The organism is Clostridiales bacterium (assembly GCA_018333995.1).
GTDB lineage: Bacteria > Actinomycetota > Coriobacteriia > Anaerosomatales > SLCP01 > JAGXSG01.
This window is the reverse complement of the sequence record JAGXSG010000008.1, coordinates 171998-193012: the sequence shown is the minus strand read 5'-3', so window position 1 is coordinate 193012 and position 21015 is coordinate 171998. Positions and strand designations below refer to the sequence as shown.

Below are 21015 nucleotides of genomic sequence, written 5' to 3'. Positions count from 1 at the left end.
GGCTACCCTCTCTCGATATCGTCGCCGACCGCTCTAAGCAATCCCCTGCGCGCCCGCTCGACCTCATCAGCGACGCCGGGAGCCATATGCGTCATCTGCTCGGCAGAAGGGAAGGTCCGGTCGCGCACTTGATCGGCGTACGCCGCAACCGCCTGGCGGATCATCGCCCCCACGTCGGCAAAACGTCGCGAGTGCCTGGGCACGAAGTCTCCACCCAAGCCGAGCAGGTCGTGGAAGACCTGGACCTGACCGTCACATCCGGCGCCCGCACCGATGCCGATCGTGGGTACGGCAAGCTCGCGCGAGACGAGGGCCGCGAGTTCAGCGGGTATGCACTCGAGTACGATGGCAAACGCCCCTGCTTCTTCGAGCGCCCGGCAATCCTCGATCAGGGCGAGCGCGCTCGCCGTCTCCTTAGCCTGAACGCGATATCCACCAAGCTGGTGCACGGATTGCGGCGTAAGCCCCGCATGACCCATGACAGGGATTCCGGCCTCGACTATACGCCGCACTGTCGGAGCGACCACGGTGCCGCCCTCCACCTTGACCGCCGCCGCTCCTCCCTCGGCCATAAGCCGTCCCGCGTTGCGTACCGCATCCTCCGGCGAGACCTGGAACGACATGAACGGCATGTCCGCGATAACAAGAGCGCGCTTCACTCCACGCACCACCGCCGCTGTGTGGCGAACCATGTCATCGAGAGTGACCGGCAACGTCGAGTCGTACCCGAGCACCGTCATCCCGAGTGAATCGCCAACGAGGACGGCGTCGACCCCGGTGCTGTCGACGAGACGAGCCGAGGGTGTGTCGTACGCGGTGACCATGACGACCGGGCGTCCGGCCGCCTTCATCGCACGCAGAGCGGTGATCGTAACCGCGCGCGCGGCATCGAACGGAACCGTAGCGCTCATGGTGTTCACATCCTTCCCGATCTGCCGTCCCGGCCCCGGCCTTCTCCGAGGTCCCAGCGGCCCCATGCGGGTGGGAGTGAGAGTATACCCTGCTCGCGCTCGTGCCGCACGCATCCAAACGCGCCTCGCGTTCGCTACACGTCGCCAATCTCCGGCGGAGCAGCCGCGGCCTCCGCCAGAACCAACCTGGCCTTGTCCCCGAGGGACGCAGGCACGAGCAGACGGAATCGAGGTTTGATGCCGTACGGGTTCGACCACCGCTCGGGCGGATACGGATCCCATGCGTACTCGATGCCTTCCGCATCGAGTACCGAGCGCTCGAACATGAGCGCGGCTCCAGCGGCAGGATACCCTTCTCCTCTGCCGGTCCCTCCCGCGGTGGCGACCTCGGTCCACGCGGGTTCGCCATCGCGCTGCACGTGCTCGATGTCGCGAGTTACCGCCTCAAACCCCGGCACAACGCCGAGCACGCCGGTCACGCGTCCGTGGCGCACCTCGTCAGCCCCCACTGGAGTCCCGTCAGGCAGCGCCGCAAACGGGTCAACCTCGAGCAGGGGCGCGATCACGAAGTCGCGTTCGAGCATCCGCGGGTGAGGAATGGTGAGCTCGGCGCTCACCCACTCCTCGTCTTCCATGAGCAGGATGTCAAGATCGAGAGCGCGCGGAGCGTTGGCCAGTCCACTCGTGCGTCCGCACTCACGCTCGATCTCTTTGAGCATGCCGAGCAAAACATCAGGCGCAAGGCCAGTCTCGATTACCGCAACGGCGTTGGCGAACGGAGGATGATCCGGATCCGGCCACGGCTCGGACTCGTAGACACGCGACACCGCGATAACCGTGGTGTCCACGAGCTCGTCGATCCGGACGAGTGCCGCTCCCATGACATTAAGACGCTCTCCGAGATTCGATCCCAAGCCAATATGTGCCCGCACCACGCCGATCACCTCCCGAGCGCCGAAACCACCGCCAAAGCCTGGACCGTCTCGGCAACATCATGCACGCGAACCACACTCGCCCCGCGCATCACCGCGTACACGGCCGCTCCTACACTCCCGCACGCCCTGCTCGCGGGATCCTCTTGTCCGAGTATGTTCCCGATGAAGCGCTTGCGGCTCGCCCCAATGAGTACGGGGTAACCTATGCTGGCGATCTCGGGCAACCGCCGCAGCAGCTCAAGGTTGTGGTCGTGCGTCTTGCCAAACCCGATCCCCGGGTCGATCACGATCCTGTCGCGCGCGACTCCCGCCGCCTCGAGCGCCGCAGTCCGCCCGGTCAAAAACGCTGCGACCTCGTCGACCACGTCGCCGTAGCGGGGGTCGTCCTGCATCGTCTGAGGTTCGCCGAGCATGTGCATGACGACCAGACCCGCGTCGCACCCCACCGCGACCTCGATCATCCTCGGGTGGCGAAATCCGGTGATGTCGTTGATGACCGACGCCCCCGCAGCCACCGCGGCGTGCGCGACCTCAGCGTTGCGGGTGTCTACCGAGACGGGTACGCGGCCCTTCTCGGCCAGACGTGCGATCACCGCCGCGACGCGCCTGATCTCATCGGCGGCACTTACCGGCGCAGCGCCCGGACGCGTAGATTCGCCGCCCACGTCGATGATTGCGGCACCTGCCGCGACCATGGCGTCAGCATGACGGAGCGCGCCCGGCGCGTCGGCGTAGAGACCGCCATCAGAAAACGAGTCAGGGGTGACGTTTAGTATCCCCATCACTCGCGGCTCGTCGAGATCGAGTGACCACGCTCCACACCTCCAGAGTCCGCGTTCCCACTGCACGGGCTACCGGCCCTTGATCAGCGACATCGCCTCCGAGCGCGTCGCGATGTTTCGCTCAAAGATCCCGCGCACGGCAGACGTCGTGGTGATCGCTCCGGGTTTCTTGACCCCCCGCATCGACATGCAGAGGTGCTCGGCCTCGATCACGACCATAACGCCGGACGGATCGAGGTGCTCGACGATCGTGTCCGCGATCTGGCTCGTCATCCGCTCCTGGACCTGCGGCCTGCGCGCGTACACGTCGACAACTCGCGCAAGTTTCGACAGCCCGCAAATTCGTCCGTGCTTTCCTGGGATGTAGGCGACGTGCGCCCGCCCGATGAACGGGATGAGGTGGTGCTCGCACATCGAGTAGAGCGGGATGTCGCAAACGAGCACCATCTCCTGATGCCCCTCGTTGAAAGTCACGCAGAAGTGCTCTGCGGCATCCTGATCGAGCCCCGCGAATATCTCCTCGTACATGTCGGCGACGCGCTCAGGCGTGCCGAGAAGCCCTTCTCGCGAGGGATCCTCGCCGATACCCTCGAGGATAAGTCGAACGCCTTCAACGATCTTCTGGGCGTCATGGGGCATGGGGCGGCTCCTCCTACAGGCGGCTGACACGATATTAGGCGAACGCCCCCACAAGAGAGAGGCCCCGTCCTTCCACTAGTATGCCCGAAACTGTGCGCCCCACGGGCATCGTCGTGGTGCCGCGAAACCCAGTTCATCCGCCGATGAGGCCTACCCGCCTAGGAGACCAAACGCGCGCCCGACGCTCACGATCGCGGGACCGGCCACCACGATCAGCGTCGCGGGAAGGATGCATAAGATGAGCGGGAAGACAATCTTGACCGGTGCTTTCTGCGCCATCTCCTCAGCGAACTGGCGGCGCTTGATCCGCATCTCACGCGATTGGCTCCGTAGCACGTTGCTCACGCTGACACCAAACACATCGGCCTGAATCATAGCGAGAATGAACGTGCGCAGCTCCGGCACATCGGTCCGCTCGCCGAGAGCGCGCAGCGCATCACGACGGGAGATGCCAGCCTGGATCTCTTGCAGCATCCGCCCGAACTCCTCGGAGAGCGCGCCTGGTCGGCTTGCGACGATCTTGGCGACAGCCGCGTCAAACGCCATCCCGGCCTCTACGCTGATCGTCAGCATGTCAAGCATGTCGGGAAGAGTACGCCGTATTTCGAGCCGCCTCGCGCTCATACGGCTTTGCAGCCAAATATCCGGCCCGAAAAATCCCGCCGCGCCCGCTACCGCCGCAGCGAGCGCCATGCGGCCGACGGGAGCCCCAACGATCCCTCCCGCAATCACCACGATAACTGCCGAGCCCGCCGCCCCGATCACCTTGAGCGCGAGCAACTGCTCGGCCTCAATCCGATAGGGGTTTCCCGCGATGACCAACCGCTGCCGGACGCGTACGAAGTAGTCCCTCGGTGCGAGCAGGCGCCCTGTGGCAGCGATAGATCGCGACGCCGGTTTGATGACCCGGTCAACGAAAGGCATAAGCAACGGCTCGGCATGTCCGGCCTGTCCAGATTCGTATGCGGTAAGCCCCTCGAGTTGGCGGCGCACCTGCCTCTCACTTGAGAAGAGCAGCGTGATAAGCGAGTATACAAACGCGGCGGCACTCGCCCCGGCCAAGCCCGGAATGAGCCACTCAGACATCATATCTCGACCTCCGCGACGCGCCGGAGCCAGAATCCGCCCACCACGAGGAGCACCGCCCCAGCGATCAGCAAGACCCATCCGGCAAACGTGTTGAACATCAGAGTCATGTACCCCGGGTTGACGACGAGCAGCAATCCCATCATGACGAACGGCAACACGAACAGGATGACCGCCGAGAGCCGACCCTCCGATGTGAGCGCTTTGATGTGCCGGCGCAGCTCAGCGCGCTCACGCATGGTCGACGCTACGAGGTCGAGAACCTCGGCAAGGTTGCCCCCCACCTCCCGCTGAATCGCTATCGCGGTCACCGTCCACCGGAAGTCGTCGCTGTCAAGCCGCTCGGCCATCGCATCGAGCGCGTCCTCGACGGCCTGGCCGAGCCGGATTCCAGCGAGCACACGACGGAACTCAGACGCGGCTGGATCGCCAATCTCCTGGGCGACTAGATCGATGGATTGCTGGATGCCCCACCCAGCACGAAGCGAGCTCGCCATCATTGAGAGGATCTCTGGCAGCTGGTCGTCGAACGCTCGCCGGCGGCGCGTGATCACGCTCTCTAGGAGCAGGACCGGGAGCGCCGTGGCAAAGCCGACGACGACGAGTGACAACACGAAGCTTCCCGCCAGCACCTGGGTGACAACGCCCGCGACGACCACCCCGACAAGATGCAGATACATGTACTCCACCGGGCGCAGCGGCAGTCCCGCCCGATCGAGCTTCTGATGGACGAGCTGCGTGAGGCCGCGGCGTCCGGCCACCACCGCGACGGCTTCGCGTACGATTCCGCCCAGCCCGGCCGAAGGGGTGTTGGTCGTGTCCTTGGCCCCGCTCAGCTGGTCGTAGAAGCGGAGGTCGTCAAGGCGAGACGTCCTGCCGACGACCATCCCGAGCACCGACCATGCCGTGAGCGCCGCCGCCGAGAAGGCAAGTAGCGTGATCAGCGATGCCAGGGCAACCGATGTGAGAGGCGACGCGGGCTCAATTCCCGTGCCCACACCCGCCGCACTCTGAAAATGCGGGTTGTTCACCACGAAGCTCGTGGTGCCCGCTCGCCCGTTCACCGTCGCCAACACCTGCAGATCGAGCTGCGTCGTGTTAGGCTGCGCGCTCCTAAACGTGAGACGGTACTGGGTCGTGAGCTCGCGCGCGACATCCGCGTAGAGCCGCTCGAGATCCCCGGAGTCCGCGACCTCAATCAGCCGCCCGCGGGACTGCTCCGCGATAGTCGCGAGCACTCCCATGTCGGTCTCCGGCGTCTCAAGTCCCACCGCGTAAACGGGCGCGCCGCTCGCGACAAGTCCTCCGACCGCCTCATCAAGCGTGTTGGCGCTTGCGGTGTCCCCGCCGTCGCTCAGGAGCAAGATGACCCTCTCGCGATCTTGCCGGGCCGAAAGGAGCCCCGCGCTCTTCACCACCCCGTCGTAGAGCGCCGTGTTGCCCCGGGCCTCCAGAGTGTCGATCGCGGCGTTGAGCGCCGCGCGGTCGTTCGTGAACGCCGAGCGCACCTCGGCCTCACTGTCGAAGGAAACGATCGCGATCTCGTCGCCCGCGCCTTTGGCTGCCACGAACGCACGGGCCGCTGTCTTGGCGTCGGCCATCGGCGTTCCTTGCATGCTGCCGCTAGTGTCGATGAGCAGTAACACGTCCATCGGCGCCCGCGCGGCCGCCAACGGCTCAACGCTGAGAATCTCTCGCTCGGCAGTGTTCTCCAGCACCGTGAATGCCGTCTCGCCTTCGCCTCCCGCAAGCATCTCAACGGGAAGCGTGATAGTGAGCGCAATCGTTGGGTACTCGGAAGAGTCGACGCTTTGCGCGACGAGCACGTGCTTAGCGACGGCCGACGCGAGTGCGATCGGAGCGACTGCGATGCCCACAGCAAGCGACATCCCTATCACGAGCGTGAACGCGCGTCTCCGGTGAGCCGTCCGCATCACATCATCGCCTCTCTGGAGGCTCGTGCTCGAACAGGTCGCCTGGTGTGTGCACGCCGAGATCTTCGAGACGCCGCGTGAAGCTCGGACGCAACCCTGTCCCTTTGAGCACGCCCCTGAACCGCCCGTCCTCGTCCACGCCCATCGAGTAGTCGAAGTAGAAGACGTCTTGCATGATGATCGTGTCGCCTTCCATGCCGCCGACCTCGGAGACCTGTACCACTTTGCGCGACCCGTCGCGCAGGCGGCTCAGGTGGACGATGAGGTCGATCGCCGAGGAGGTCTGCTCGCGGATCGCACGCACCGGCAGGTCGAGTCCGGACATGAGCACCATGGTCTCGAGCCGCGCGAGCGCGTCGCGCGGCGAGTTCGCGTGGATGGTCGAGAGCGAGCCCTCATGCCCGGTGTTCATCGCCTGCAGCATGTCGAGCGCCTCGGTGCCGCGCACCTCGCCGACGATGATGCGGTCAGGCCGCATGCGAAGCGAGTTCCGCACGAGGTCGCGAATCGCCACCTGCCCCTTGCCTTCGATGTTGGGCGGGCGCGATTCGAGCCGCAACACGTGCTCCTGGCCGAGCCTGAGCTCGGCGGCATCTTCGATTGTGATGACGCGCTCGTCGTTCGGGACGAAGAGCGAGACGACGTTTAGCAGCGTAGTCTTGCCTGTCCCGGTCCCGCCTGAGATCAGGATGTTCAGCTTGCCGCGGACGCACGCCTCAAGGAACATCGCCACGTTGGGGGTGAGCGTGCCAAAGTTGATGAGATCGTCCACCGTGAACGGGTCTCGCGAGAACTTGCGCACCGTGAGCATCGGACCGTTGATCGCGAGCGGGTGGATCACCGCGTTCACGCGCGAGCCGTCCGGCAGCCGCGCGTCGACCATCGGAGACGCCTCGTCGATTCGCCTCCCCACCTGCCCTACGATCTTGTCGATGATGCGCAGCAGGTGCGCCTCGTCGATGAACCGCCGGTCGGTCTGGAAGATCCGCCCCTTGCGCTCGAGGTAGATCGTGTTGGGGTTGTTCACCATCACCTCAGTGACCTCGGGATCTTCGAGCAGAGTCTGGATCGGCCCGTATCCGAGGACGTTGTCGAGCACGTCGAGTACGATCTCCCTGCGGTCGGCCGCAGAAAGCGGTGTCGTCTCCCTGTCGAGAAGCTCGTTGAGCTTCTGTTCGATCCTCATACGCAACAGAGTGTCGTCAGCGTCTGATGCGCCGATCTCGGTGCCCATCTCCTCGATCAGCAAGCGATGGAGATGGCGCTTTACCGAGTCCTTCGTGTTGTAAGCCGCGATCCGCGACGACGCGATGTCTTCAGCCGTGAAGCTGTGACTCGCCCCGCCCGTCCGCTCCTTAAGCGACATTGTTTCTCGCCTCCTTGTGCGCGACGATCAAGCGAGCCAGGTCGACGAGACTGCGGGCGACCGGCGACTTCGGGGCGTCGGTGACGACCGGCGTCCCCTTGTTTACCGAGCGCGGCACGAGCCGGTCGCTCGGTATCTTGCCGACAATGTCACCCTCGACCGCCCGTTCGACCTCCGAGAGCTCGAGCCACACCTTGCTATCAGCGCGGTTGAGCACGAGCTTCACGAGACCGTCCCCGTATCCGAGTTGCCGGAGCTTCTGCAGTGAGATGCGCGTGTTCTTGATACTCGCAACGTCCATCGTGGCCACAGCGAACACCTCGTCGCTCTTGTCGATGGCGGTGAGCACCGTGTCGTCGAACGCCGCCGGCGTGTCGATGACTACAACGTCAGCGTCCTCGCGAAGCAAACCGATAATGCGCGCCAACCGTGATGCGGTCACGGACTCAGCTTCTTCGGGGCGCAGCGGCGCGAGAAGCACGTCGAGACCGGATGGGTGACGGGTGAGGTAGCCTCGCATCATCGAAGCGTCAAGCCGGTCGAACGCCTGCACGGCATCGTAGATGGTGCGTTCGGGTCTCAGCCCAAGCATGATGCCCGTGTCCCCAAAGCGCAGATCGAGGTCGAGCAGGACCGTACGCTTTCCCAGGTTTCCCGCAAGCGCGACACCGAGGTTGCTCGCGATGACGGTCTTGCCCACGCCACCCTTCGTGCTAAACACGGTGGCGACGTGGCCCCGGCCATCCGGCAAGCCCTGCCCGCCGGTCGCCCAGCCGGACGCTTCCCGGCGCTTGAGCACGTCAGCGCCGGCGTCGAGCACCGCCGAGGCAACCTCGCCAAACGTCCCGTCCGCACCCACGACGTCGTTGAATCCCGAACGCATCGCCTGTCGCATGAGCTCGGTGGTGATCTTCGGTACGACAAGCACCGACGCCGTCGTCGGCTGGCGGGCGGCGAGTGGCGCGGCCGCCTCCATCACGCCGTCGAGCGGCAATGAGGGGCCAAACACCACCACAAGCGCGTCGGTCTCCGCGACCTGATCAGCGATCCTGCCGAGCGCGGGAACGACAAGTACACTCTGACCCGGCTCGCGGCAGAGCAGCTTCTCGAGCTTCGAGGAGAACTCCGGGTCCCGGTCGACGATGATGATCGCGCCCACGGTGCCCCCTAGTCCGCGAGGACGGACCGGAGGGTCTGGCCCCGTGTCGCCGGTATCTCAGTGGCCGCGGAGCCGATGAGCGCGAGCCAGACAGTGCCCTTCTCCTCCGCAAAAACGAGCCGCTCGACATCAGCGGGAGGAAGCGCGAGCGTGATGGTGGAGGGGGCCTGCGGCTCGCCGGCCTCCTCAGTCTGCCCCCCGAGCACACCTTGCTCTCTAGCCGCGGGCGGCTCGGCTCCGATCGCCCCGCCAACCGCGAGCACCCGGGCTCTCGGGATGAAGACGCGGCTTATCGCCTCGCCTTGGGGGCCGGGATCAAACGTCACGACCGCCATGACAAAGTCGCCAGGCTTCACAAGCCCTGCGACCCCCTTGACAGCGTCGTTGGGGATGGACACCGCAACGTGGTCCTCGGGGATGCCGTAGGCAAGACCCGCCTCGGCTGGGAACTTGAACCGCACCTGAGTGATCTGCTCACCCTTCGAGATGTTCTCCGCGAGAACCCTGCCTTCGATCGCCGCCACGGACGAGACGGCTTCGTCGGCCACGTAGCGCCGCGGAATGCTCTCCCGGACGATGAGACCGTCGGCGATCAGTTGGTCCGCGGCGGCGCCACGCTCCAGTGCCTCCTGCGCCACGAGCACCTCGATCGGCTCGTCCTCGGCGGCCACCCCGCGCTCGAGAGAGGCGAGGTAGCGCCCTGTCAACACCGCGGCGAGCAGGCCGAACACGATCGCGGTGACGAGTATCAGCAGCCGGGAGCGCATGGACATGTCCCTTCTATCGGTTCCTACATCTCGGTCTGGGGCGTCACCAGGCGAAACGTCTCCAGATACAGCCCTGAATCCGGAGGCGTGTCGTCATAGACGTCAGAGGGCAAAACGTACTCGACAAATCGGCCGATGATGTCCGCGCCGCCCTGTTGCGGCTCCAGGTAAAACGCCGCAAACGAGACCACCCTCAGGCGGCTTCGGCCCGCAATCGGCTCGATGCGCTCGGTCACCGGGACGTACACGAGACGCGACGAAGTGCGCGGCATGCCCTGCGCGACCCAGGTGTCGAAGTCGACCCCGGCGCGAAGCCTGTCCGTGATGCCCTGGCGGGTGGGACCTGCCATGTTACCTGGCTCGGTGTCGATGACTTGTCCGAGGCGAACGATGCCGTCGTAGCCGTTCTGCAGGTCGTCCCTGTAGGCGGAAGCTCCGCCGCCTTCGAACGTCACAGCGCTGAAATTGCCCACCTCGGGGTCGCTCTCGAGCTTCATGTGGTAGACCTCTCCGAACGCGTAATCGGTGAAGCCCACCGTGATGTTGGTCGAGCCAGCGGTACCCGGCGTGAAGAACCGGTTGGCCAGCTCCACCGAGCCGAGCGGATGCGTCGACCGGACCGAGTTCACGATCGCGGCGTCATCGAGCTCGGGCTGACCCTGTGCGCGGTTCCCGACCCACAGATCGATACCGAACTCGCCCCGAAGCTCGGTCGTGTCCGGAGCGGACAGCGTCACCGAGTACGTGCCGGTCCCCGTACGGGTGACACCGTCGAGGCGTATCGTCGTCTGACCGGTTCCTGCGACATTCACCGTGACGCTACCCGGTTCCACCGAGCCGGGATGGTTGCGCACGATCGCCGGACTCACGTTCACCGACCGGTACGGCCGTGTGGCTCCGATCGCGTGGACGATCGATACGTTCCGGAACTCCTGCTTGAAGTCCTGCTCGTTGTAAACGTCAAGATTCACCCGCCGCGACGTGTCCGCCCCAAGCGCGGGCACCGGCAGACTGCCCGACCAGAGTCCGTCCGTACCCTTCGTGAGCCAGACGCCTTGCCCCTGAGCGCCGTCAAGCCACGCATACACCCGTGTCGCGCGGAGTATCGGCAACCCGACTGGGATGAGCCCCCGCATCCCCGTCACATAAGCGATTCTCGCCTCGGCTGTCGCCTGGATGTTCGCCGGGCCGGGAGTGACGATCCGCCCGAAGAAGAGCGGAGACGGCTGTTCCACGGTCACGCGCACAAAATCCGCGCCCACTTCAGTGAGCGGCTCGCCGTCGACCATCGCAAGCTCACCCGCGGGTGCCGCCGCATTCCTGCTCGCGTACTCTTCCGCCATCGCGAGCACAGTCGGCACGCCGGCACCAGCCGCAAGTTCACGTACGCCCGCGAGAGCGGCGGCATCGGCGGCCGCCTGAAGCTGACGTTTGACCGTGTACAGGTAACCCATGTCGACGACGAGCGCGGCCATGCCAAGAAAGACGATCATGAGGATCGCCACGGTCACCGCGACCGCTCCGTGCTCGTCTCTAAGACGTGTCTTATGCGAGTTCATGGCACTCACTCGATTCTTTGAACCGCCGAGCTCTGCAGCTCGAACGTCGTAGCGCCCCCCACACCGAAGAGGTTTTGCATCAGCGGTGCGAACAGGGGGGTGGGATACCTGACGGTCACGCGGACTGGTTGCCCAGCGCTGCCCGCCGGATTCGACGGGCTCACCTGGATCTGGGGGTCAGAGAGTGGGGGATTCAGGCCCGGAGCGGCCTCTCGCACCTTGAATTTCGTGGTACCGGGTGTAACCACGCTCCCAGTCGGGTTGCCGAGCGCCGCCCAGCGCGCTCCCTCCCGCGCGGCGTGAGTGACCTCAAGCCACTGGAAGAACAGATGGCCGAACTGGATGATTCCGAACAGCAGGAGGACGAGCACAAACGCGACGATCGCAAACTCCACGGCGGCCGCGCCGCCGTCACGCGGAGCGCCCGGCTCGATTCGTGCGCGCATCATCTGTCTCCCCTCCCCGCATCGGTGCCGACGGGACTTGAGTGAGCATCTGACGCGACAAGGGACCCCGCGACGCAAGCGCAGGATCCCTGGTCGCGTTCGGAACTCACATCACTACTGCAGCTCGTCGAGGACGGTTTCGAACGCGACGAGTATCTCCTCGCCGATCAGGAACACGACAGCCACGATCACCGCCGCGATGGCCGCCACCATGATCCCGTACTCGACGGCGGTCGCTCCCTCGTCCCTGTCCATCCAGGTGCGAGCCTTGACATACAACTTCAACATCTCACACACCTCCCCCCTGGAACCGCCACGCGGCTCCGGAGTCCGCCGCGTCCCTCCGATTCGTAGCGAGAGGCTCTGGGACGCGGCGGCTGAGTCAGACCTCACCGTCATCATGCCCAGCCGCAGGAAGGGAGGTCATCGTCCGCCGGTATGCTTGCCCCGTCGTCGAGTACGAACGCGCCTCATACTGATGGATGAGCGCGACCCGCTGGATTTTAGGGTACGCGTGCTCCCGCCGGGCTCACTCCGCGCTCATGGACACGATGCCGAGGCGGACGGCCGCGAGCACCGCCTGGGTGCGGTCGGCCCTGTCGAGTTTGCGCAGGATGTGACTGACGTGCGTCTTGACGGTCGTCTCCCCGATCCACAGCGCTCGTCCGATCTCCTTGTTGCTCATCCCCCTCGCCATTAACGCCAAGACTTCGAGCTCGCGCTGTGAGAGCATCTCACGAATTGCCGCAGCCGCCGATTCGTCGACGGCGCTTCGCGGCGGCGTTCCGGAGATGACCCTTCCCGCGATCGACGAGTCAAGCACTACTTGGTCGTCAGCCACGGATCTGACGGCTTGCGCGACGTGCGATGGCGGAGAGTCCTTGAGCAGGTATCCAGACGCGCCTGCCCTCAAGACGCCAAACAGCTCGTCTTCGTCGTCAAAACTTGTAAGCACGAGCACGTGAACGCCTGGGCACAGATCCTTGACGGCCCTGCAGACCTCGACCCCTCCCGGTCCGGGCATGCGCAGATCGAGTAACAAGACGTCTGGGGCGGCGTCGCACACGCCATCGATCACCTCGTCGCCGGTCGCCGCCTCCCCGCACACCACTATGCCGGGCTCTCCCTCGAGCAGTCCCCTGAGCGCGTAGCGGACAAGCTCGTGGTCGTCAGCTATGAACACACGCAACTCGCCCACGGCGACCCTCACTTCACAACGGAATCTCGACCCTCACCTGTGTACCTTCCCCCGGGACGCTCCGGACTCGCACGGTCCCTCCCTCTGCGCGCACCCGGTACCCGATGCTGTATAGGCCAAGCGATCCGCGCCGGTGGGCGGCTGCGGCGCGCGCCTCCTTGAGATCAAAGCCGTTGCCATTGTCGGCAACGAGGAGGATGACCGAGTGAGCGTGGTAATCGAGTAGGGCTTCGAACGAGGACGCGCCCGAGTGCCGCACGACGTTGCTGATCGCCTCCTTCGCCACCCGGTAGAGACACGCTTCGGTGGCGCCGGAAACGAGACGCGAGTCACCCCGGACGACGAGACTTCCTGTGAGCGGACGCCCAGCCGTCGCCTCCTTGATCCACTGCTCGATGGAAGCGGCGAGGCCAAGCTCCGCAAGTTTCGCGGGACGCAGATCGTAGATGACGCGGCGCAGCTCCGCCATGCTGACCGTCAGCTCGTCCTGCAACTCCTCGAGTCGCGCCGCAACGACCTTGGGATCCCGCAGCACCTGCTTGCGACAAACCTCGAGGCCAAGAGAGATGGAAAACAGCGACTGCGATATCCCGTCGTGCATCTCTCGCGCGATTCGGTCGCGCTCTGAGGCAAGCAACACGTTGCGGTGCTCCTCGGACAAGCGAGCGTTCTCGACAGCAGCGGCAGCGAACGACGCGACGATGCGCAATGACTCGATTTGATGATCAACAAACGGCGAGTTCACGTCGTTGATCGCGCACAGCAGCCCGATCCCTTGTTCGCGAATCCTAAGCGGCAAGCACAGCAACCATCCGTTATGTTCGTGGATCGGCTCGAGACGGGGGTTGCCCTCGGCCAGCACGACCGGAGCAACCTGCCGGACACGCTCAATCCACCACTCCTCGGGATGGGTGTCTCGACGGCCCCGCACAGTGAGAGTTTCGTAGTCGAGCGATCCCTCACGCTCGGCAGCGAGCACGATCGCTGTCTTATCGGTACCCGAGAGTAGCTTCGCGCGATCGACCACCGTGTCGAGAATGTCTTCCACCGACAACCGCGAAGAAACCGCGGAGGCGACGTCGTTTAAGGCTTCGAGCAGCTGGTTATTGCGCACTCGCCGTTCCGGACAGAACGGCAGAGCCTCAATCAGGCCCCGAACGCGCGCCGCGAGAGGACGGACCGCGTTGGAGAGCGCGCCGCGCGTTCCGTCTTCGCCCATGCACTCCCCCCTTCGTGGCCAACTCCGAGTTCAGAACCTGCCCGTCACGCACCCGTCACCGCAGGCGGCGTGCGGGGAGCCTCCGAGGAATCCGCGTCCGTTTCACGCGCGGCAACGCGATCCTCAGCCTCACCTTCGTCGTCGCTCTTCGCGGTCGACTCGCCAGAGTCCCCAGCCTCTGCGGCCTCCTTCTCGCGCTCGAGAACTTCATCCCACCTGTTATCGAGCAGCGCTTCGAGCTCGTTCTTGTCGACGGTCTCCCGCTCGATGAGCACCTGCACCATAAGATCGAGCTGGTCGCGTCGCTCGGCCAATATTCGATGCGCGGTCGTGAACGATTCATCGATGAGGCGGCGAACCTCCTTATCGATCTCGTAAGCGACTTCCTGACTATAATCCGCGTTCGCCGAGAAATCCCGGCCGAGAAACACCTCGTGGTTCGCGTCGCCAAACGTCTGCGGTCCAAGCTTCTCGGACATGCCGTAGCGCATGACCATCTGCTTGGCGAGCTTGGTCGCGCGCTCGATGTCGTTGCTCGCGCCAGTGGTGATGTCACCGATCGCGATCTCTTCCGCCACGCGGCCACCAAGGAGCATCGCTATGTTGTCGAGCATCTGCTGACGCGACGTGAGGAAGCGATCCTCCTGCGGCAACGCGAGCGTGTACCCGAGGGCCTGGCCGCGGGCTATGATGCTGACCTTGTGGATCGGGTCGGTGCTCGGCAGAACGTGCCCCACAAGCGCGTGTCCAGCCTCGTGGTATGCGATGACCTTCTTCTCCTCGTCGGAGATGAGCCGACTCTTGCGCTCGGGGCCGGAGATCACGCGCTCGATCGCCTCGTCGAGTTCCTTCATGTCGATTTGCTTCTTTCCGTGGCGCGCGGCGAGTAGCGCAGCTTCGTTGACCAGGTTGGCGAGGTCCGCTCCGGTGAACCCTGGGGTGCGCCGCGCAAGCACCTCGAGATCGACATCGGCGGTAACAGGCTTGCCCCGGGCGTGGATCTTGAGTATCCCCTCGCGCCCCTTTCGATCGGGTCGGTCGACCACGATCTGGCGATCGAAACGGCCCGGTCGCAGAAGCGCCGGATCGAGGATGTCGGGGCGGTTGGTTGCCGCGATGAGGATGACATTGTCCTTGACGTCGAAGCCGTCCATCTCGACGAGAAGCTGGTTGAGCGTCTGCTCACGCTCGTCGTGACCTCCGCCAAGGCCCGCACCGCGCTGCCGACCCACCGCGTCGATCTCATCCATGAAGATGATGCTCGGCGAGGCCACTTTCGCCTGCTCGAACAGATCACGTACCCTGCTCGCACCCACGCCCACGAACATCTCGACGAAGTCGGAACCACTGATGCTGAAGAACGGTACCGAAGCCTCCCCCGCCACCGCGCGTGCCAGTAGAGTCTTGCCGGTACCTGGCGGACCAACCAGCAAAACACCCTTGGGGATCTTAGCGCCGAGCGCCTGGAACTTGCCGGGGCTGGCGAGGAACTCCTTGATCTCGTCAAGCTCCTCGATTGCCTCATCGGCGCCGGCGACATCTTTGAAAGTGATCCGCGGCTGATCACGCGTCATGCGCTTCGCCTTGGCTTTGCCAAACGACATGATTCTCGAGTTGCCACCCTGCATCTGGCTGAAGAAGTACAACATCACGAGAATGAGAATGCCGATGGGCAACAGTGAGGTGAGAATGCCCACCCACAGTGATGTGTTCTGCGGGTCGACGCTAAAGACCACCTGCTGCGTTTCGGGCGCCGTCGCGTTGTACTCGGAGATCCGCCGCTCGAGCTCCTGGTCGGAGAGGAACGTCGTGTCGTATTTCTTGACCTCCTCGGCCGCTTTCGCCGCGTCATCGACGTAGAACTCTCCCGAGATCGTGCGGTCTCGCGCCTTGACATCAACCGTCACGATCCTGCCGTCATCGAGCGCGGCTTGAAACGCGCTCGCCGAGAGCTTCTCGGGCGCGTCTGCCTCGCCGAGGGCTCCCGTCACGAACCACACGAGAAAGGCGAGCAGTACAAGGTAGAGCAGTACGGTTCTCAGGTTCCTGTTCAACAGTCCTCATTCTCCTCCGGTGCGCGCAGCCACAGGGCTACTCGCTGTAGATATCCGCTCTGAGCACGCCGATGTAGGGCAGGTTGCGATAGCGCTCCGCGTAGTCGAGGCCATATCCTACGACGAACTCGTCGGGCACCTCGAATCCAACGTACTTACAGGTGATAGGTACCCTCTGCTTACCGTGCTTGCTCAATAGCGCGACCACTTCGAGTGACGCCGGCTTACGGGACGCGAGGTTTCTCAGCAGATACTTGAGCGTGAGACCGGTATCAAGAATATCCTCGACGAGGATCACATGCCTGCCCTCGATAAGTTCCTCAAGATCCTTGATGATTCGAACGACGCCCGATGACTGGATGGAAGAGCCGTAACTCGAAACCGCCATGAAGTCGATCTCAACGGGCGAAGTGATACGCCGCGCCAAGTCCGCTATGAATAGCGTCGCTCCGCGCAACACCGCGATGAGCAGCACCGCCTCATCGCCGTAGTCGACACTGATCCGCTCACCCAGCTCGGCTACGCGCCGTTGAATCTGCTCTTCGGTGAGCACGATATGGTCGAGATCGGGGTGCATCAAATATCTCCCGTCGAATCACTCGCCGCACTCGGTTGTGGGCGGCCAAGCCCCACTGTGTACCCGCCGCTCCCACGTGAGCCGCACGGCTCGGCGTGTATGCGGACCCACCTTGCACTCTTCGCTCATCCTCACGCCAGCCACCCACACGATGCGATCGCCGTCACGGACAACCGGCACAAGCGACCGCTCGCGTCTGGGAACCTTCGCGTCGATCAGCATGTCGGAAAGCTTCCGGGTCCCCACCATACCGAGCGGACGCATCCGGTCGCCAGGCTGAGCGGCGCCTACCGCAAGCATCATAGCCTCGCCAACGTCGACGACTGCCTCATCGGGCCCCGAAACTTCCGCTGTAGAAGCGGCGGGCTCCGCATGCAACGTGCCCGCGAGACCAAGATCGACCGTGCCAGGTATGGGGAGCAAACAAGGTGCCACGGCCAGGGAACGATCCCCCTGTCGCGTGACAATCATTCTACCGTACTCGGAATACGCTCGCAGACCGTAGGGAAGATCGCGCGCGAAGGACTCGCTGTCCAGACCTGACACGATCGCCTCCACATGCTCTGAGTCGAGCCGCGACGCGTGCGGGAAGGCCTCCGCGACCACGTAACGCACCACTCTCCGTCTCATCGGCATCGGAAGCGTCCGCATCATCGCCCGATCGAGCGCGATCTCATCCGGAAATCCACTGTCCACCGAGAAATCCTTGACAAGCTCAGCAGCCATCGATGAGAGCATCTCGTCTTCCTCGGCAAGAATGGTCATCGAGCGCGCGAGCGTCGTCCGAAACGCCGGGGCTATACGCTCAAGGACCGGCAGCAACTCGTGACGGATGTGCGCACGCAAGCGGGTGGTGTCTGCGTTGGTCGGATCCTCGCGCCACGCAAACCCTTGTAAGGTGAGCCACTCGCGAACAAGAGGGCGCGGGCAATCGAGGAGTGGCCTTACGACACGGCCCCTGACGTGACGGATAGCGGCGAGACCCCCTGCCCCGGCACCGGTGAGCAAGCGCATACAGAGGGTCTCGATACGGTCGTCGAGCGTGTGCGCGACCGCGACTCGGACAGCCGCCGGGGGCGCGCCAGTGCGCGCAGCAAGGCTTTCGGCCTCCTTGCTCGCGACGCGATAGCGCACCTCGCGTCCCGCGTCCTCGATGTTGCCGCCGTGGCGGCGCGCGTATGCGGCGACGTCAACGCGTTCGATCCGGCACTCCACGCCGAGCCGGGCGCACTCGGTGTTCACGAACGCCTCGTCGCTTTTGGCATCGTCACCCCGCAACAAGTGATTGACGTGTACGGCAGTGAGATCGGGGCGATCTCCGAGATGACCCGCGGCAAGGAGGTGGAGCAGGGCTACCGAGTCGGCACCGCCCGACACCATCACCACGACCGGAAAGCCAGCCGGGAACATCGAGTGGCGCACGGCGGTCGCGTGCGCGATGTCTGTGAGCCTGTCCATGCCGGTAAGGGTACCTCTGACAAGCACCATCCGCACAGAGCGGATGGTGAACTCGCATGCCTACAGCCAACCGCGGTCGCCCGTAAGCCGGACCACCATCCCCGCGGTCTCGCCCGTCAGGCATGCGCAGTGCCGGAAGCGGTCCGCACCTTCCATCCCGCCAAATTGAGCGGTCAGACCAGCACAGCTCATCGATCCGAAACGCTCCAGAAACGCGGAACGCATCTGGGCAATAGCTTCTGCCGACGGCTCCCATGCGCCATCGATACGCGTACGGCCACCGAGCATTCCGATCGCCATGATGGCACCTGTCAGAGCGCCACACGTCGAGCCGTCGCCGGCGACACCGCCCCAAAAACCGCTTCCGAGCGACATGACCTCCGATGGGAGACGGTGACCTGCCGCCTCGTTCGCCACAGTGAGAACCACCTCGGCGCAGTACATACCGTCTTCGTAGAGCGCGCGGCCACGCTCCGCGGCGTGCTCCGCGGCGTGATTGGCTGTGCTGACGGGAGGCGGCGATCCACCATCGGGAGGCGCGACACAGCTTCCGGCGACCAACGCGTCACCCCCCACCGCTGTTCCTGACACAGACTCGCCCACAGCCACCTCACGACGACGAATGTATTCATTACACTTATAGTATACATCCGATGTGAGTGATAGCAAGCATGTCCTTCCCGCGGTCGCCTCGGCCGGTCAAACTACGCGATCGCACCCGGGAATCTGTGAACGCCGGAGGTGAACAGTTACTCTGGAACCATACGCGCACACTCGATCAGCCCGCGCCACCGTGAAGGAGCTGCATGACCGAGATGGTAACGGTATTCGGAGCCGACCTTATGATGAATCCGAGTACGATCAGCCGAGGAGTCCGCTGACATGACGCCCTTCACCCTCATCGACCCCGCGCTTGAGCCAATCGCGGACAAGGTGCTCGCCAGAGAGCGCCTGACCGCCGATGATGGCCTCGCGCTCTATGCCAGCCGCGACCTCATCGGTATCGGGCAGATGGCTGACTACATGAAACGGCGGATTAACGGGGACCGCGTCTATTTCATGGTCAATCGCCACGTGAACCCGACCAACATCTGTCGCAACCGGTGCAAGTTCTGCGCGTTCGCACGGTCCTCGGGCGAGGAGGGCGCCTACGAAATGACACTCGACTCAGTCGCGGAAGCCGCCTCGGCGGGCGCATCGGACGGCGCGTACGAGATGCACATCGTGAGCGGCCTCCACCCCGAGTGGAGCTACGAGTTCTACCTCGACATAGTGCGGCGAACAAGGGAAGCCGTGCCGGATCACGTCATCGTGCAGGCATTTACCGCGGTTGAGATCGAGCACATGGCGATTATCGGCGGGCGCTCGACCCGCGAAGTGCTCGCCGACCTCAAGGCGGCGGGACTCGACGCTTTGCCCGGTGGCGGCGCCGAGATATTCAGCGACCGGACTCGCGCGGCAGCGTGGGACAAGAAGACCGCAAGCGATGTATGGCTCCGTATCCACGGGGAGGCGCATGATCTCGGGATCGCCACCAACTGCACGATGCTCTACGGCCACATCGAGACACACGCCGAGCGCATCGAGCACCTCATCCGGTTACGCGAGCAACAAGACGCGACCGGCGGGTTTCTCGCATTCATACCGCTCGCGTTCCACCCCGCCAACACCGAGCTGGCCGATCTGCCGGGCACGACCGGCTTCGACGACCTCAAGACGCTCGCGATCTCCCGACTCATGCTCGACAACATCCCTCACATCAAGGCGTTCTGGATCATGGTGGGCCTCAAGGTCGCTCAGCTTGCGACGGCGTTTGGGGTCGACGACATCGACGGCACCGTGGTCGAGGAGAAGATCACCCACATGGCGGGCGCCACAACACCCGAGGCGCTCTCAAAAAACGACCTTGTCGCAATGATCGCTGAAACCGGCCATGTGCCTGTCGAGCGCGACACCCTGTACCGTGTCGTAAGGAAATACGCCGATGAGCTCGCCCCGCCGGCTTGGGATGCGGGCACAATCGGCGCCCCCCCGCGAGCCGGGGTGGCTCGCGGCACGTTTGCGAGCGGAGGATAGAGTGTCGCGTCCCCGACTGGGCCACATCCAGTTTCTCAACTGCCTCCCGCTCTACTACGGGCTTGTGAAGAACGATATGCTGCTCGAAATCGACCTCGTGAAGGCGGCGCCGCGCGACCTGGCGTCCATGCTGCGTGACGGCATTCTTGATGTGGCCCCTATTCCCGCGATCGAGTACGCGCGTCACGCCGATGACTTCGTGCTTCTTCCAGACATCGCGATATCGAGCCACGGCAAGGTCCAGTCGATCCTCCTCCTCTCGAAACAGTCCCCGGCAACACTCAACGATGCGACGGTCGCGCTTGCCGACACCTCGCGGACGTCCCAGGTGCTCACCAGGATCTTGCTCGAACGTCACTGGAACGTCCGTCCCGCCTATGTCGAAATGCCTCCTGATCTCGCGGCGATGATGCGAGAGACAGACGCCGCTCTCCTGATCGGAGACGACGCGCTGCGCGCGTATTGGGAACCGCCAACCGGGCTTACGCTCACCGACCTTGGTGCCGAGTGGACCGCCTGGACCGGCTTGCCGATGGTCTATGCTGTCTGGGCGGTGCGCCGTGAGTTCGCCGCGACCAGTGCCGCGGCGGTCCGCGACGTGGCCGACGCCCTCTCGAAGTCTCTCACGTACTGCCGGTCCCACCTCGACGAGATCTCGTCGTACGCCGCCCGCTGGGAGCGATTCTCGGCCGGACACTTCCGAAGCTACTTCGACGCGCTCCACTTCCGTTTCGAGCCACAATATCGCGACGGTCTGACACGCTACCTAGCCGAAGCGCACGGCATCGGCCAGCTTGAGCGCGTACCGGACATTGAGGTATTCGGAGAGGACACCATGTGACGGCCCGG

The 21015-nt window shown here is 64.3% G+C and carries 20 protein-coding genes; 2 read left to right on the top strand and 18 right to left on the bottom strand.

Features of this window, described 5'->3' with window-relative positions; genetic code table 11:
• Positions 1–2: 2 nt before the first annotated feature.
• The 18 genes from panB to KGZ40_03095 form a co-directional block, all read right to left on the bottom strand.
• Positions 3–911 (bottom strand): 3-methyl-2-oxobutanoate hydroxymethyltransferase, encoded by a 909-nt coding sequence (gene panB / locus KGZ40_03180; GenBank protein ID MBS3956520.1) that lies wholly within the window; start codon positions 909–911, stop codon positions 3–5.
• Positions 912–1045: 134 nt separating this feature from the next.
• The gene (gene folK, locus KGZ40_03175; protein ID MBS3956519.1) at positions 1046–1843 is read right to left on the bottom strand and encodes a 2-amino-4-hydroxy-6-hydroxymethyldihydropteridine diphosphokinase; all 798 of its coding nucleotides are present in this window, start codon (positions 1841–1843) and stop codon (positions 1046–1048) included.
• Between the two features lie 8 nt (positions 1844–1851).
• Positions 1852–2694: a dihydropteroate synthase gene (folP, locus tag KGZ40_03170; GenBank protein MBS3956518.1), complete on the bottom strand. Its 843-nt coding sequence runs from the start codon at positions 2692–2694 to the stop codon at positions 1852–1854.
• A 3-nt stretch (positions 2695–2697) separates the two neighbouring features.
• Complete coding sequence (folE, locus tag KGZ40_03165) at positions 2698–3267, bottom strand: GTP cyclohydrolase I FolE (protein ID MBS3956517.1); 570 nt, start codon at positions 3265–3267, stop codon at positions 2698–2700.
• Positions 3268–3417: 150 nt separating this feature from the next.
• Complete coding sequence (locus KGZ40_03160) at positions 3418–4353, bottom strand: type II secretion system F family protein (protein MBS3956516.1); 936 nt, start codon at positions 4351–4353, stop codon at positions 3418–3420.
• The gene (locus KGZ40_03155; protein ID MBS3956515.1) at positions 4353–6287 is read right to left on the bottom strand and encodes a type II secretion system F family protein; all 1935 of its coding nucleotides are present in this window, start codon (positions 6285–6287) and stop codon (positions 4353–4355) included. Before KGZ40_03155 ends, KGZ40_03160 begins: the two co-directional genes overlap by 1 nt.
• A gap of 4 nt (positions 6288–6291) precedes the next feature.
• A complete protein-coding gene (locus KGZ40_03150; GenBank protein ID MBS3956514.1) occupies positions 6292–7653 on the bottom strand; it encodes a CpaF family protein in 1362 nt (453 codons plus the stop codon).
• Entirely contained in the window at positions 7643–8812 is a 1170-nt protein-coding gene (locus KGZ40_03145) for a P-loop NTPase (GenBank protein MBS3956513.1), read from the bottom strand. Before KGZ40_03145 ends, KGZ40_03150 begins: the two co-directional genes overlap by 11 nt.
• 8 nt (positions 8813–8820) lie before the next feature.
• The gene (cpaB, locus tag KGZ40_03140; GenBank protein ID MBS3956512.1) at positions 8821–9585 is read right to left on the bottom strand and encodes a Flp pilus assembly protein CpaB; all 765 of its coding nucleotides are present in this window, start codon (positions 9583–9585) and stop codon (positions 8821–8823) included.
• 17 nt (positions 9586–9602) lie between these two features.
• Complete coding sequence (locus KGZ40_03135) at positions 9603–11138, bottom strand: hypothetical protein (protein MBS3956511.1); 1536 nt, start codon at positions 11136–11138, stop codon at positions 9603–9605.
• Between the two features lie 5 nt (positions 11139–11143).
• Positions 11144–11587: a pilus assembly protein gene (locus KGZ40_03130; GenBank protein ID MBS3956510.1), complete on the bottom strand. Its 444-nt coding sequence runs from the start codon at positions 11585–11587 to the stop codon at positions 11144–11146.
• A gap of 111 nt (positions 11588–11698) precedes the next feature.
• Positions 11699–11872, bottom strand: coding sequence for a Flp family type IVb pilin (locus KGZ40_03125; GenBank protein ID MBS3956509.1), 174 nt, complete (start codon positions 11870–11872; stop codon positions 11699–11701).
• Between the two features lie 241 nt (positions 11873–12113).
• A complete protein-coding gene (locus KGZ40_03120) occupies positions 12114–12782 on the bottom strand; it encodes a response regulator transcription factor (GenBank protein MBS3956508.1) in 669 nt (222 codons plus the stop codon).
• Positions 12783–12795: 13 nt separating this feature from the next.
• A complete protein-coding gene (locus KGZ40_03115; protein MBS3956507.1) occupies positions 12796–14001 on the bottom strand; it encodes a GAF domain-containing sensor histidine kinase in 1206 nt (401 codons plus the stop codon).
• Between the two features lie 44 nt (positions 14002–14045).
• Positions 14046–16055 carry an ATP-dependent zinc metalloprotease FtsH gene (gene ftsH / locus KGZ40_03110; GenBank protein MBS3956506.1) on the bottom strand — a complete coding sequence of 670 codons (2010 nt, stop codon included), beginning with the start codon at positions 16053–16055 and terminating at the stop codon, positions 14046–14048.
• A 37-nt stretch (positions 16056–16092) separates the two neighbouring features.
• Positions 16093–16632, bottom strand: coding sequence for a hypoxanthine phosphoribosyltransferase (gene hpt, locus KGZ40_03105; protein MBS3956505.1), 540 nt, complete (start codon positions 16630–16632; stop codon positions 16093–16095).
• Positions 16633–16650: 18 nt separating this feature from the next.
• Positions 16651–18090, bottom strand: a complete 1440-nt coding sequence (gene tilS / locus KGZ40_03100) for a tRNA lysidine(34) synthetase TilS (GenBank protein ID MBS3956504.1) — start codon at positions 18088–18090, stop codon at positions 16651–16653.
• 60 nt (positions 18091–18150) lie between these two features.
• Positions 18151–18693 (bottom strand): C_GCAxxG_C_C family protein, encoded by a 543-nt coding sequence (locus KGZ40_03095; GenBank protein MBS3956503.1) that lies wholly within the window; start codon positions 18691–18693, stop codon positions 18151–18153.
• 279 nt (positions 18694–18972) lie between these two features.
• Between KGZ40_03095 and mqnE the strand changes: the two genes are divergently transcribed.
• Both mqnE and KGZ40_03085 read left to right on the top strand, forming a co-directional pair.
• On the top strand, positions 18973–20166 hold the full coding sequence (gene mqnE, locus KGZ40_03090) for an aminofutalosine synthase MqnE (GenBank protein ID MBS3956502.1): 1194 nt from the start codon (positions 18973–18975) through the stop codon (positions 20164–20166).
• 1 nt (position 20167) lies between these two features.
• Positions 20168–21007, top strand: a complete 840-nt coding sequence (locus KGZ40_03085) for a menaquinone biosynthesis protein (protein MBS3956501.1) — start codon at positions 20168–20170, stop codon at positions 21005–21007.
• Positions 21008–21015 lie beyond the last annotated feature (8 nt).

Bases quoted from the DNA above. Each gene is read 5' to 3' on its own strand.
- panB (MBS3956520.1), bottom strand. From the start codon at position 911: ATGAGCGCTACGGTTCCGTTCGATGCCGCGCGCGCGGTTACGATCACC.
- folE (MBS3956517.1), bottom strand. From the start codon at position 3,267: ATGCCCCATGACGCCCAGAAGATCGTTGAAGGCGTTCGACTTATCCTC.
- KGZ40_03160 (MBS3956516.1), bottom strand. From the start codon at position 4,353: ATGTCTGAGTGGCTCATTCCGGGCTTGGCCGGGGCGAGTGCCGCCGCG.
- KGZ40_03155 (MBS3956515.1), bottom strand. From the start codon at position 6,287: ATGCGGACGGCTCACCGGAGACGCGCGTTCACGCTCGTGATAGGGATG.
- KGZ40_03150 (MBS3956514.1), bottom strand. From the start codon at position 7,653: ATGTCGCTTAAGGAGCGGACGGGCGGGGCGAGTCACAGCTTCACGGCT.
- cpaB (MBS3956512.1), bottom strand. From the start codon at position 9,585: ATGTCCATGCGCTCCCGGCTGCTGATACTCGTCACCGCGATCGTGTTC.
- KGZ40_03135 (MBS3956511.1), bottom strand. From the start codon at position 11,138: ATGAACTCGCATAAGACACGTCTTAGAGACGAGCACGGAGCGGTCGCG.
- KGZ40_03130 (MBS3956510.1), bottom strand. From the start codon at position 11,587: ATGATGCGCGCACGAATCGAGCCGGGCGCTCCGCGTGACGGCGGCGCG.
- KGZ40_03125 (MBS3956509.1), bottom strand. From the start codon at position 11,872: ATGTTGAAGTTGTATGTCAAGGCTCGCACCTGGATGGACAGGGACGAG.
- KGZ40_03115 (MBS3956507.1), bottom strand. From the start codon at position 14,001: ATGGGCGAAGACGGAACGCGCGGCGCGCTCTCCAACGCGGTCCGTCCT.
- hpt (MBS3956505.1), bottom strand. From the start codon at position 16,632: ATGCACCCCGATCTCGACCATATCGTGCTCACCGAAGAGCAGATTCAA.
- tilS (MBS3956504.1), bottom strand. From the start codon at position 18,090: ATGGACAGGCTCACAGACATCGCGCACGCGACCGCCGTGCGCCACTCG.
- mqnE (MBS3956502.1), top strand. From the start codon at position 18,973: ATGACGCCCTTCACCCTCATCGACCCCGCGCTTGAGCCAATCGCGGAC.